The following is a 12,765-nucleotide window of genomic DNA, read 5'->3' as shown; positions in this document are numbered from 1 at the left end:
GCACCGCCCTGAGCTCGCATAGTCGACATAGGCGGCCATACTGCAGAACAGGTTGCTGGAACTCGCCCATGGAAGCCGCCCCGCGCATGAAGCCCCTCTCGTTACACCACCTCGTTAACCTGCTGCTGTGTCTGTGCCTGCTGGGCTGCGCCTGGAGCACCGCCGCAGAGGCACGCACGGTCAGGGTCGGCGTGTACGCCAACGAACCAAAGATATTTGCCGATGCCAACGCACAGCCCTCGGGCATTCTCGGTGAACTGCTGCAGGCCATTGCCAACGAGGAACGCTGGCAGCTGCAGACAGTGCCCTGCGCCTGGCAGCAATGCCTGCAACTGCTGCAGGACGGCGAGATCGATCTGCTGCCGGACGTCGCCTTCAGCGAGGAGCGGGCACACCTGATGGACTTCCATCAGGTGCCTTCGCTGTTCAGTTGGTCACAGCTGTACAGCCACGAAGAGCTGCGCCTGCAGAGCGTGCTCGACCTGCGCGGCCTGCGTATCGCCGCGTTGGAGGGTTCGATTCAGTTCCAGTATCTGCAGAGCCTGCTCGATAGCTTCGGCCTGCAGGCGCAGATGATTCCGCTCAGCGACCTGAGCCAGGGCTTTGCCATGGTGCTTGCCGAGCAGGCCGATGCAGTGGTGGCCAATCAGCTGTTCGGTGACTATCACGCCGCCAACTACCGACTGAGCGCGACACCGATCATGTTCCAGCCGGCACAGCTGTTCTACGCCACGCGCAAGGGCGCCAACGCCGAGCTGCTCAGCGCCATCGACCAGCACCTGAAAAATTGGCAATCAGCGCCTGGTTCTATCTACTTTCAGGTGCTGCAGCGCTGGAGCGGCACACCTCAGCAGCGCAGCGTACCCGTCCTGTTCTGGTGGGGCCTGGCGCTGCTCGCCGCACTGCTGACGCTGGCCATTGGCGGCAGCCTGCTGTTACGCCGCCAGGTCGCGGACAAGACCCGACATCTCAAGACCAGCGAAGCGCGCCTCAATACCATCCTCGACAGCGTCGAGGCGCATATCTACATCAAGGGCCCGCAACTGCGTTATCAGTATGTCAATCGCAAGGTCTGCGAGCTGTTCGGCCGCAGCGCCGAACAGGTTATCGGCCATAGCGATGCCGACTTCTTCGACAGTGACACGGCGCAAGCACTGGGCATCAACGACCGACGCGTACTGGCTGGCGAGCGCATCGAGAGCGAGGAAACCAACCGTGATCGCTACGGCCGTAACGAGCGCACCTACTTTTCGGTGAAGCTGCCGCTGCGTGCGGCCGATGGCAGCATCTACGCCCTGTGCGGCATTTCCACCGACATCACCGAGCACAAGAAGAACCTCGAACAGATCCATCAACTCGCCTATTACGACGCGCTCACCGGCCTACCCAATCGCCGCCTGCTGCTCGAACACCTGCAGTTTGCCCTGGCCCGCAGCGCACGCAGTCGACGTGAGGGCGCGCTGCTGTTCATCGATCTGGACAATTTCAAGCAGCTCAATGACACCCTCGGCCATGACATGGGCGATCTGCTGCTGCAACAGGTCAGCGAGCGCCTGCTCAATCAGGTGCGCCTCGAAGACAGCCTGGCGCGCCTCGGCGGCGACGAATTCGTATTGATCCTGGAGAACCTCGAGCCCGAGCCTCAGGCTGCCATCGCCACTATCGAGCATGTCGCAGAAAAACTACTGCGCGCTCTGGCCACCCCGTTCGAGCTGCCCGGCTATAACCACAGCGGCAGCGCCAGCATCGGTGTCGCCTTGTTCTCGCAACCCCATGACAAGCCCGAGGAGCTGCTCAAGCACGCCGACCTAGCGATGTATGAAGCCAAGGCCGCCGGGCGCAATACCCTGTGCTTCTTCGACCCGCGCATGCAGCAGGCACTGGCGGCCCGCGCCACCCTGGAGCACGAGCTGCGCCGCGCTCTGAGCGAGGCTCAGCTGCTTCTGCACTACCAGCCGCAGGTGGATGAACGGGGTGAACTGCTCGGCGCCGAGGCACTGGTGCGCTGGCAACACCCACAGCGCGGTCTGGTACCGCCTGGCGAGTTCATCCCGCTGGCGGAAAGCACCGGGCTGATACTGCCCATGGGCCGCTGGATCCTGCACACCGCCTGCCAGCAACTCGCCTCATGGGCCAATGACCCGCAGCGCGCCGAGCTGACCGTGGCGATCAACGTCAGCGCCCGCCAATTCCATCATCCGGACTTCGTAACCGACGTGCTCAGCGCGCTACAGAAGACCGGAGCCAACCCCCACAAGCTGGAGTTGGAGCTGACCGAGAGCCAGCTGGTGCAGGACATCGAAGCGCTGATCAACAAGATGGGCCAGCTCAGAGCCTACGGCGTGCGCTTCTCGCTGGACGACTTCGGCACCGGCTACTCATCGCTCAGCTACCTGAAACGCCTGCCACTCGACCAGTTGAAGATCGACCGCAGCTTCGTTCGCGACCTGCTCGACAATGCCAGCGATACCGCCATCGTGCGGACCATTCTCGCTCTGGGGCAGGCGCTGGAGTTGCGCGTCATCGCCGAAGGCGTAGAGAGCCAGGCACAGCGCGATGCCTTGCTAAGCCTGGGCTGTCGCCACTTCCAGGGCTACCTGTATGGCGTCCCGCAGCCGGCCGAACAGATCGGCGTCTACGGTCGAGCCACCCTCGACCTGCAGCAGGGCTCAGCGTAAAGGCTCAGACGCGCACCGGCTCACGCAACGCCAGGCTGTCCACCAGACCGGCGGCGATAGCCATACCCACCAGCTCGGCCAGCGTCTCGGCCTGCATGCGTTTCATCACCCGTGAGCGATAGAGGTCGACGGTTTTCACGCTGATATCCAGCTGCTCGGCGACTTCACGGTTGGTGTAGCCGCGCACCAATGGCAAGAGCACGTCACGCTCACGCGGGGTGAGTTGATCGAGCCGTGCCTGGACTCCGGCCAGACGCGGATCGCGCCGGGTTAGAGGCTTGCGGCGCTCCAGCGCCTGCTGCACGCTGTCGAGCAGCAGTTGCTCGTTGTAGGGCTTCTCGATGAAATCCACCGCGCCGGCCTTGAACGCGCGCACGACGATGGGCACGTCGGCGTGACCGCTGACGAAAATTATCGGCAGGTCGATACCCCGTGCGCGCATTTCCTCCTGCACATTGAGCCCACCCATACCCGGCATGCGCACGTCGAGCAGCACACAGGCGTTGGCCGCCGCATCGCAGGCCTCGAGAAAGGCGCGACCGCTGGTGAACGGCACGCCCTTGAGGCCTACCGACTCCAGCAGCCAGAGCGTCGAGTCGAGCATGCCCTGGTCGTCATCGACCACGTAAACCAGTTGTTGCATCCCTGTGCTGCCCCTCTTGTTGTTATGCGTTTCATCGGGCGCGGCTAACGCCCCCTCGCACAGTTTGCATGCCCTGTGGGAGGGGCTTTAGCCGCGACTGTTCGACAACGACTCATCGTCCCTACCCAGCGGCAAGCGGCACTCCAGACACAGCCCGCCGCCTTCGACCGGGAAGGCCTCCAGCGCACCGCCGAAGCCTTCGATGATGCTGCGGCTCATGGACAGGCCTAGCCCCAGTCCATCGGCCTTGCTGGTGTAAAAGGGCGTGAACAGCTTGCCCATCTGTTCGTCGCTGACACCCGGCCCCTGATCGATCACCCGGATCGCCAGGTTGCCGTCCGCTTCGCTTGCCTCCAGACGGACCTGCGAAGGCGCGCCCGGATGCCGGTCGCGGTTGGCATCGATGGCATTGCGCAGCAGGTTGAGCAGTACCTGTTCGAGCAGCACGCGGTCGGCGAATACCGGCGGCAGATTGTCCGGCAACAGGTCGCTGACCGCCACCTGCGCCGTACCGGCCTCCCAGTTGCACAGGCGCACCGCTTCGCGCGCCACCTCGGCCAGGTTCAGCGCCTGCATGCGCCGCTGCCCCTTGCGCAGGAAAGCACGCAGGCGCTTGATCACGGCCGAGGCATGATTGGCGTGCTCGGTGATGCGTGCCAGGCCCTGGCCCACCTTGTCCACACCGGCCGGATCGCCGCCGACGCCCTGCAGGTAGCGCTGGCTGGCGCTGGCGTAGTTGACCACCGCCGCCAGCGGCTGGTTGATCTCATGGGCGATACCCGAGGCCAGCTCGCCCAGGGTGATCAGCCGCGTGGTATGCGCCAGCTCGTCCTCCAGGCGGCGCTTGTTCTCCTCGGCCTGGATGCGCGCGGTAATGTCGCGCGACACGCTGACCACCTCCACCACCGCACCGGTGTAAGTCTCGCGGATGGCGCGGCTGGCGGTCTCGAACCAGAGGTAGTGACCGTCGCGGTGGCGAATGCGATAGCTCATGGTGTGGTAGCCATCCTGCTCCAGTGCCTCGCGCGCCTGCTTGGCTTGCTGAGCCTGATCCTGCGGATGCAGCAGGCTGTCGACCGCCATGCCGCGTAGCTCTTCCGGCCAGTAGCCGAGCAACGTCCAACTGGCAGGCGTGGCGTCGAGGAACACGCCGTCCGGGGTGTGCCGGGAAATCAGGTCGGTGGTGTTCTCGGTGATCAGCCGATACAGCCGTCGCGCGCGCGCCGCTTCGCGCTGCTCGCGAATCTCCTGGGTCGCTTCGCGGCAGCGCGCCAGCACACGGCGCTCGGCAACATCGGGGATAAAGCTCCAGATCAGGATGCGCTCGCCGTCCTGTGCCTCCACTGCCTCGATCGCGCGCCCCTGCTCCAGGCAAGCACGCACCAACGGCACATGGTTGACTGGCAGCAGCGCGCCCGCCTGTGCCAGCGCACGGTCGCCGAGCAAGTTCTGCAGGGCCTGATTGAATTCCAACGCCCGTGCCTGCTCGTCGAGCAGCAGCGCCGGCTGCGGATCGGCCGACAGCAGCGGCGCGCTGCGCGCCATGCCACCGGCCAGCGCGATCAGTTGCGCCAGCAGCTCGCGCAGCCAGGGCAACCACTCCAGGCCGGCATCTTCGTCCACCTGCAGCAACAACAGGCCGGCACCACCCTCCTCCAGGCTCAGCGCCAGGGCCTGACCGTGATGAATAGCAGCGCGGCGCAGTCGACCCGCCAGCCAGCAGGGCAGCTGACGCACTGCTTCCAGGCTCAGGCAGGGCTGCGTCGTCAGCGCCTCGAACAAGGCCTGATCGCTGGCGGCCAGCGGATCACCCTGGCCCGGCGGCAAACGTGGCCCGCCATCTTCCTGGGCATAGGTGCGGCTGGCCGGCTGCCAGGTCAGGTACCAGGCCTGGCGTACCTGTGGGCAGCCCAGCACGGCGCGACGCAAAGCTGCCGCCCGCTCGTTGAGGGATGGCGCTTCGCGCTGGATACGCAGCCAGGCCTGCAGCGGCACGACCGCCTGATCACTCGAAAGACTCATATAGTAATTATTCTATAAAACCTTGGTACAACTTCCATAAAAAATAGAAATGACCTATAAATTACCGCCAGCAAGCTTCGGTAATGCCTGCATCATTACCGGAATAACCAGAGCTAACAATCAGCCAAAGGTGTATCCGCCATGTCGATCTACGAACAGGGCCTCGGCCGCGCCGCCGTCAACCATGTCGCCCTCAGCCCCCTTAGCTTCATCGAGCGTACCGCGGCGGTCTACCCGCGATATCCGGCGGTGGTGCATGGCTCGATTCGCCGCAACTGGGCCGAAACCTACGCGCGTTGCCGGCGCCTGGCTTCGGCGCTGGCCGGTCGCGGTATCGGCAAGGGCGACACGGTAGCGGTGATGCTGCCGAACATTCCGGCCATGCTCGAAGCGCATTTCGGCGTGCCGATGATCGGCGCGGTGCTCAACACCCTCAACGTGCGCCTGGACGCCGAAGCCATCGCCTTCATGCTGCAGCATGGCGAAGCCAAGGTGGTGATCGCCGACCGCGAGTTCTATGACGTGATCCATGCGGCCATCGGCATGCTCGACCACCCGCCGCTGGTGATCGACGTCGACGACCCCGAGTACGGCGAAGGCCAGGCAGTCAGCGATCTGGACTACGAGGCCTTCCTCGCCGAAGGCGACCCGGAATTCGCCTGGCAGTGGCCGACGGACGAGTGGCAGGCCATCAGCCTCAACTACACCTCCGGCACCACCGGCAACCCCAAGGGCGTGGTCTATCACCACCGCGGCGCCTTCCTCAACGCCATGGGCAACCAGATGACCTGGGCCATGGGCAACCACCCGGTCTACCTGTGGACCCTGCCGATGTTCCACTGCAATGGCTGGTGCTACCCCTGGACGATCACCGCCCTGGCGGGCGTGCACGTGTTCCTGCGCCGCGTCGACCCGGCGAAGATCCTCACCCTGATCCGTGACGAACAGGTCACCCACCTATGCGGCGCGCCCATCGTGCTCAATGCGCTGGTGAACATGCCGGCCGAGGCCAAGGCGGCCATCGATCATCCGGTCAAGGCCATGGTCGCCGGCGCTGCGCCACCCGCCAAGGTGATCGGCGCGGTGGAAGAAATGGGCATCGCCGTGACCCACGTCTACGGCCTCACCGAGGTCTATGGCCCGGTAACCCTGTGCGCCTGGCACGCCGAATGGGACGAGCTGCCGCTGGAACAACGCGCCACCATCAAGGCGCGCCAGGGCGTGCGCTACCCGACCCTGGAAGGGGTGATGGTGGCCGACCCGAAAACCCTGGAACCGGTACCGCGTGACGGCCAGACCATTGGCGAGATCTTCATGCGCGGCAACACGGTGATGAAGGGCTACCTGAAGAACCCCAGCGCTACCGCCGAGGCCTTCGAAGGCGGCTGGTTCCACACCGGCGACCTGGGCGTGTGCCACGCTGACGGCTACGTGGAAATCCGCGACCGCCTCAAGGACATCATCATCTCCGGCGGCGAGAACATCTCCACCATCGAGGTCGAGGGCGTGCTCTATCGCCACCCGGCGGTGCTGGAGGCGGCCGTGGTCGCCCGTCCGGACGAAAAATGGGGCGAGACGCCCTGCGCCTTCATCACCCTGAAGACCGGCCAGCAGGCCAGCGACAGCGAGATCATGAGCTTCTGCCGCGAGCACCTGGCCGGCTTCAAGGTGCCCAAGACCGTGGTCTTCACCCAGTTGCCGAAGACCAGCACCGGCAAGATCCAGAAGTTCGTCCTGCGCGATATGGCCAAGGCGCTGTAGAAGCCCCTCTCCCCGGCCCCTCTACCGCAAGCGGGAGAGGGGTGAATGAACCGCTTTCACAACAACAAGAACCGGCCCTGGCGGCCGACGGAGAACTCTCATGCAAATTTTCAAGCGCCGTGACGGCGACGAGCAACCGCACTGGCCTCTGGGCCCGTTCAAGCTGCGCCTGCCCTTCGTGCATTACCGCTGGGAAACCGCCGAGATGCTGCAGGCGCTGATCATGTTCGTGGTCAGCCTGGCGATGATCCCGCTGCTGGAGAAATACCTCGGCCTGCCCTACGACGTGGCCCTGGCTTACGTGGTGGTGTGCGGCATCGGCTTCATGCTGCCGGCGTTGCTCGGCGTGCCGCTGGTGCCGGGCTGGATCACCCCCGGCATCCCCGTGGTGCTGTTGTTTCTCGGCAACTACGAGCCGGGCCCTGCGGCCATTCAGGCACTGTTCGCCCTGCAGTTTCTGGTGTTCGTGATTTTTCTCTTCCTCGGCGTCACCCGCCTGGGCAGTGCACTGGTACGACTGATCCCCAACTCGATGAAGGGCGGCATCATCATCGGCGCCGGTATCGCCGCACTGATGGGCGAGATCAGCGCGGGCGGCCGCCTGGCCAACACGCCGATTTCCCTGGTGCTGGGCAGCCTGATCTGCCTGTACCTGATGTTTTCGGTGTCGTTCAAAGGCCTGACCGAGCGCGTGCCCTTCGCCCGCAAGATCGTCAACTACGGCATGGTGCCGGGCATGCTGATCGCCATTTTCATCGGCATCGGCGTGGGCGAGTACAAGATGCCGGACGTGAAATGGGGCATCACCGCGCCGGCCTTCGGCGAAATGTGGAACTACCTGCCGTTCAACGTCGGCTTCCCCGGCCTGGACGTGTTCATGCTGGCCGTGCCCACCGCGGTGATTGCCTACGTGATCGCCTTCGGCGACATCATCGTCGGCCAGTCGCTGATGCAGCGCGCCGATGAACTGCGCACCGACGAGGTAATCGAAAACAACGTCGACCGCATCCACCTGGTAACTGCCATCCGCAACGCCCTGCATGCCTTCTTCGCGCCCTACCCTGGCCTGGCCGGCCCGCTGTGGACGGCGGTGGCGGCGACCATGGCCGAACGCTACAAGTACGGCCGCAAGGCGATGGATTCGATCTACAGCGGCGCAGGCACCTTTTGGATCACCGGTTTCGCCGCGCTGTTCATGCTGCCGCTGGTCAGTTTCTTCCAGCCGGTACTGCCGATCGCCCTGTCGCTGACGCTGATCCTCACCGGCTACATCTGCCTGATGGTCGGCTTCGAGCAACTGAACAACAACACCGAGCGCGGCATCGCCGGCACCATGGGTGTGGTGCTCGCTGTCTACGGCGCGGGCTGGGGCCTGGCTGCAGGCGCCGCGCTGTACATCCTGGTCGAACGCACCCATCTGCTTAAATTCACCAGCGTCAAGGATAAGCCGCAAAGTCCGGCGGAAGCCGACTGACGGATTTCGTTCCACACGCGCCGCGCTCGTCGCGGCGCCACTGCTGTCGAGGTTGCACAATGCCCGAGTTCAACGCCCCGCTGCGCGATATGCGCTTCGTCCTCCATGAAGTCTTCCAGGCGCCGAGCCTGTGGGCACGTCTGCCGGCCCTGGCGGAAACCGTCGATGCCGACACCGCCGACGCCATCCTCGAAGAAGCGGCCAAGGTCACCGGCGGCCTGATCGCACCGCTCAATCGCAGCGGCGACGAGGAAGGCGCGCAGTGGGTCGACGGCGACGTGCGCACCCCGGCTGGTTTCCGCGAAGCCTACGCCACCTACACCGAAGGTGGCTGGGTCGGCCTCTCTGGCAACCCGAATTACGGCGGCATGGGCATGCCCAAGATGCTCGCCGTGGCCTTTGAAGAGATGCTCTACGCCGCTGGTTCCAGCTTCGCGCTGTATTCCGCGCTGAGTTCCGGCGCCTGCTTGGCCATCGATGCCCACGCCAGCGAAGAGTTGAAAACCACCTACCTGCCGCCGATGTACGAAGGCCGCTGGGCCGGCTCCATGTGCCTGACCGAGGCCCATGCCGGCACCGACCTGGGCATCATCAGAACCCGCGCCGAGCCGCAGGCCGACGGCAGCTACAGGATCACCGGCAGCAAGATCTTTATCACTGGCGGCGAGCAGGATCTGACCGAGAACATCATCCATCTGGTGCTGGCCAAGCTGCCGGACGCACCGGCCGGGCCGAAAGGCATCTCGCTGTTCCTGGTGCCCAAGGTAATGGTCGACGCCGATGGCAGCCTCGGCGCGCGCAATGCGGTGAGCTGCGGCTCGATCGAACACAAGATGGGCATCAAGGCTTCGGCCACCTGCGTGATGAACTTCGACGGCGCCACCGGTTACCTGATCGGCGAAGTCAACAAGGGCCTGGCGGCGATGTTCACCATGATGAACTACGAGCGCCTGTCCATCGGCATCCAGGGTATCGGCTGCGCCGAGGCCTCCTATCAGTCGGCCGTCAGCTACGCCCGCGAACGTATCCAGAGCCGCGCCGCCACCGGTCCGGTGGCGAAGGACAAGATCGCCGACCCGATCATCGTCCACGCCGACGTACGCCGCATGCTGCTGACCATGAAGGCGCTGAACGAGGGCGGTCGTGCCTTTGCCTGCTACGTTGGCCAGCAGCTCGACCTGGCCAAGTACGCCGAGGACGCCGGCGAGCGGCAGAACGCCGAAGCGCTGGTCGCCCTGCTGACACCTGTGGCCAAGGCCTTCTTCACCGACACCGGGCTGGAAAGCTGCGTACACGGCCAACAGGTATTCGGCGGCCACGGCTACATCCGCGAATGGGGCCAGGAGCAGTTGGTACGCGACGTGCGCATCGCGCAGATCTATGAAGGCACCAATGGCATCCAGGCGCTCGACCTGCTCGGGCGCAAGGTGGTGGCCAATGGCGGCGCCGCGCTGCGCCTGTTCGCCGGTGAAGTGCGTGACTTCGCCCATGCCCATGAATCGCCCTTCGGTGATCGCCTGGTGGAAGCGCTGGAACGCCTGGAAGCAGTCAGTGGCTGGCTGCTGGAGCAAGCCAAGAGCGAACCCAACGCCGTCGGTGCCGCCTCGGTGGAGTACCTGCATCTGTTCGGCTACGTCGCCTACGCCTACATGTGGGCACGCATGGCCGCCGTGGCGCAAAGCAAGCTGGGTGAAGACGAAGCCTTCTACGGCAGCAAGCTCGCGACCGCCGAGTTCTTCTTCGCCCGTCTGCTGCCGCGCACCCTGAGCCTGGAAGCGAGTATTCGTGGTGGTAGCCAGTCCTTGTATGGCCTGGCCGCCGAACAGTTCTAAACATAGGGCAGGTGCAATCCGCCACCGCCGAGCCGGCGGCCCTACAAGGTTGAGCGTGTTGCGCGGCGCTTCGGCGCCGCGTTTTTTTTATTCGAGCTTCGGCTGGCCCTGCCCAGCCGACGAGGAGTCCTTATGCGTGAAGTCGTGATAGTCGCCGCCTGCCGTACCGCCATCGGCAGCTTTCAGGGCGCATTGAGCCGCATACCCGCGCCGCAACTGGGCGCCGCGGTGATCCGTGAACTCCTGGCCCGCACGGGAATCGAGGGCGAGCAGATCGACGAAGTGATTCTCGGCCAGGTGCTCACCGCGGGTTCCGGGCAGAACCCGGCGCGCCAGAGTGTCCTGCTCGCCGGCCTGCCACATACGGTGCCGGCCATGACCCTGAACAAGGTCTGCGGCTCCGGCCTCAAGGCGGTGATCCTCGGCGCCCAGGCCATTCGCGGCGGCGATGCCGAGATCATCATCGCCGGCGGCCAGGAGAACATGAGCCTGGCGCCCTACGTCATGCCCGGCGCCCGTAGCGGCCTGCGCATGGGCCATGCGCAATTGGTCGACACGATGATTCAGGACGGCTTGTGGGATGCGTTCAACAATTACCACATGGGTATCACCGCCGAGAATCTGGCCGAGCAGTACGGCGTCACCCGCGCCGAGCAGGACGCCTTCGCCCTGCGTTCGCAGCAGCGCGCCCAGGCCGCCATCGACGCGGGGCGCTTTGCAGGCGAGATCGTCCCGGTGGAAATCCCCCAGCGCGGCGCCGAACCACTGCGCTTTGCCCAGGATGAACAACCGCGCGCCGGCACCAGCCTGGACAGCCTGGGCAAGCTGCGCCCGGCTTTCAAGAATGACGGCACGGTGACCGCAGGCAACGCCTCGACCCTCAACGATGGCGCCGCTGCCGTACTGCTGATGAGCGCCGAGAAAGCCGACGAACTGCAACTGCCGGTGCTGGCCCGTATCGCTGCCCACGCCAGCGCCGGGGTCGATCCGGCAGTGATGGGCATCGGCCCGGTATTCGCCAGTTGCAAGGCGCTGGAACGCGCCGGCTGGAGCCTGGAACAACTTGACCTGATCGAAGCTAACGAAGCCTTTGCCGCCCAGGCCATCGCCGTCGGCCGCGAACTGCATTGGGACAGCGCCAAGGTCAATGTCAACGGTGGCGCCATCGCCCTCGGCCACCCCATCGGCGCCTCCGGCTGCCGCATCCTGGTCAGCCTGGTCCATGAGATGCAGCGCCGCGATGCCCGTCGTGGCCTGGCCACCCTGTGCATCGGCGGCGGCCAGGGTGTGGCCCTGGCCATCGAACGCTGAAACAATCGCCACGAACGGACAAGAACAAGAGAAACCCCATGCGAACCCTGACCACCCTGACCGGCAACAGCCAGAAACTCGATGGCGGCGCCATGTTCGGCAACGCGCCCAAGGCCCTCTGGCAGCGCTGGATGCCGGCCGACGAACTGAACCGTATCGACCTCGGCTGCCGCGCCCTGCTGGTGCAGGAGGACGAGCGCAACATTCTTGTCGAGACCGGCATCGGCGCCTTCTTCAGCCCGGAGCTCAAGCAGCGCTTCGGCGTGCAGGAAGATCGCCACGTGCTGCTCGACAGCCTGGCAGCCGTCGGTCTGAGCGACGCCGATATCGACATCGTCGTATTGACCCACCTGCACTTCGACCATGCCGGCGGCCTGCTAGCCGCCTGGCAGGCGGATCAACCCGCACACCTGCTGTTTCCCAACGCACGCTTCGTCACAGGTCGTCGCCAATGGCAGCGCGCCTGCAATCCACACGCCCGCGATAAAGCCTCTTATATCCCGGAGCTGCTGGCTCTGCTGGAAGCCAGCGGCCGCCTGCAACTGATCGACGAAACCGACAGTTGCGAGCTACTCGGTCCAGACTGGCGCCTGCACTGGAGCGACGGCCACACACCGGGCCAGTTGCTGCCGGAGGTGGTCATGCCGGGTGGGCCGGTGGTGTTTCCCGGAGACCTGATCCCCGGAGCGCCCTGGGTGCACCTGCCGATCACCATGGGTTACGACCGCTTCCCCGAAGGCCTTATCGAGGAAAAGGAAGCACTGCTCAGCGATCTGTTTTCCCGGGGCGGCCGACTAGTGTTCACCCACGACCCGGATGTAGCGATGGGGCGGGTGACGCGAGATGAAAAAGGTCGCTACGGGCTCGATGAGGCGGCGAAAGCAGCACATCTGCTGGCAAACTGACGCCATCAGGCCTTGACGTGCTGGCCATGCGGCGCGAGCATGGCCGCTTGTTTTTTCGCCGTGCTCACGACCACGCCAGCGCCAGGACGGGGCTGTGCCTGACCAGCACAGACTGGCACCGCGTCGTGCTCACCTCGAC

At 64.9% G+C, this 12,765-nt stretch carries 8 protein-coding genes; 6 read left to right on the top strand and 2 right to left on the bottom strand.

Features of this window, described 5'->3' with window-relative positions:
- Positions 1–68: 68 nt before the first annotated feature.
- Complete coding sequence (locus EGJ86_RS06335) at positions 69–2,678, top strand: EAL domain-containing protein (RefSeq protein WP_218565874.1); 2,610 nt, start codon at positions 69–71, stop codon at positions 2,676–2,678.
- Positions 2,679–2,682: 4 nt separating this feature from the next.
- Here EGJ86_RS06335 and EGJ86_RS06330 read toward each other — a convergent pair whose 3' ends face one another.
- Positions 2,683–3,321, bottom strand: coding sequence for a response regulator transcription factor (locus EGJ86_RS06330; protein ID WP_106733481.1), 639 nt, complete (start codon positions 3,319–3,321; stop codon positions 2,683–2,685).
- An 87-nt stretch (positions 3,322–3,408) separates the two neighbouring features.
- On the bottom strand, positions 3,409–5,343 hold the full coding sequence (locus EGJ86_RS06325; RefSeq protein ID WP_125834459.1) for a sensor histidine kinase: 1,935 nt from the start codon (positions 5,341–5,343) through the stop codon (positions 3,409–3,411).
- Between the two features lie 141 nt (positions 5,344–5,484).
- On the opposite strand from EGJ86_RS06325, the gene EGJ86_RS06320 reads away from it, so the two are divergent.
- The 5 genes from EGJ86_RS06320 to EGJ86_RS06300 all read left to right on the top strand — a co-directional run bounded on the left by EGJ86_RS06320 (position 5,485) and on the right by EGJ86_RS06300 (position 12,626).
- Positions 5,485–7,104 carry an acyl-CoA synthetase gene (locus EGJ86_RS06320; protein WP_099526348.1) on the top strand — a complete coding sequence of 540 codons (1,620 nt, stop codon included), beginning with the start codon at positions 5,485–5,487 and terminating at the stop codon, positions 7,102–7,104.
- 100 nt (positions 7,105–7,204) lie between these two features.
- The gene (locus EGJ86_RS06315) at positions 7,205–8,578 is read left to right on the top strand and encodes a solute carrier family 23 protein (protein WP_106733478.1); all 1,374 of its coding nucleotides are present in this window, start codon (positions 7,205–7,207) and stop codon (positions 8,576–8,578) included.
- Positions 8,579–8,637: 59 nt separating this feature from the next.
- Positions 8,638–10,410 carry an acyl-CoA dehydrogenase C-terminal domain-containing protein gene (locus tag EGJ86_RS06310; RefSeq protein WP_125834458.1) on the top strand — a complete coding sequence of 591 codons (1,773 nt, stop codon included), beginning with the start codon at positions 8,638–8,640 and terminating at the stop codon, positions 10,408–10,410.
- 132 nt (positions 10,411–10,542) lie between these two features.
- Positions 10,543–11,721, top strand: a complete 1,179-nt coding sequence (locus EGJ86_RS06305) for an acetyl-CoA C-acetyltransferase (protein ID WP_125834457.1) — start codon at positions 10,543–10,545, stop codon at positions 11,719–11,721.
- A 38-nt stretch (positions 11,722–11,759) separates the two neighbouring features.
- The gene (locus EGJ86_RS06300; protein WP_125834456.1) at positions 11,760–12,626 is read left to right on the top strand and encodes an MBL fold metallo-hydrolase; all 867 of its coding nucleotides are present in this window, start codon (positions 11,760–11,762) and stop codon (positions 12,624–12,626) included.
- Positions 12,627–12,765 lie beyond the last annotated feature (139 nt).

The sequence above is a fragment of the Pseudomonas sp. o96-267 genome, assembly GCF_003935465.1.
GTDB classification, from domain to species: domain Bacteria; phylum Pseudomonadota; class Gammaproteobacteria; order Pseudomonadales; family Pseudomonadaceae; genus Aquipseudomonas; species Aquipseudomonas sediminis.
Note: the sequence above shows the minus strand (reverse complement) of the source record. Positions and strands in the feature narration are given on the sequence as shown.

Excerpts from the sequence above, each read along its gene's own strand:
- EGJ86_RS06335 (WP_218565874.1), top strand. The coding sequence starts at position 69 with ATGGAAGCCGCCCCGCGCATGAAGCCCCTCTCGTTACACCACCTCGTT.
- EGJ86_RS06330 (WP_106733481.1), bottom strand. The coding sequence starts at position 3,321 with ATGCAACAACTGGTTTACGTGGTCGATGACGACCAGGGCATGCTCGAC.
- EGJ86_RS06325 (WP_125834459.1), bottom strand. The coding sequence starts at position 5,343 with ATGAGTCTTTCGAGTGATCAGGCGGTCGTGCCGCTGCAGGCCTGGCTG.
- EGJ86_RS06320 (WP_099526348.1), top strand. The coding sequence starts at position 5,485 with ATGTCGATCTACGAACAGGGCCTCGGCCGCGCCGCCGTCAACCATGTC.
- EGJ86_RS06315 (WP_106733478.1), top strand. The coding sequence starts at position 7,205 with ATGCAAATTTTCAAGCGCCGTGACGGCGACGAGCAACCGCACTGGCCT.
- EGJ86_RS06310 (WP_125834458.1), top strand. The coding sequence starts at position 8,638 with ATGCCCGAGTTCAACGCCCCGCTGCGCGATATGCGCTTCGTCCTCCAT.
- EGJ86_RS06305 (WP_125834457.1), top strand. The coding sequence starts at position 10,543 with ATGCGTGAAGTCGTGATAGTCGCCGCCTGCCGTACCGCCATCGGCAGC.
- EGJ86_RS06300 (WP_125834456.1), top strand. The coding sequence starts at position 11,760 with ATGCGAACCCTGACCACCCTGACCGGCAACAGCCAGAAACTCGATGGC.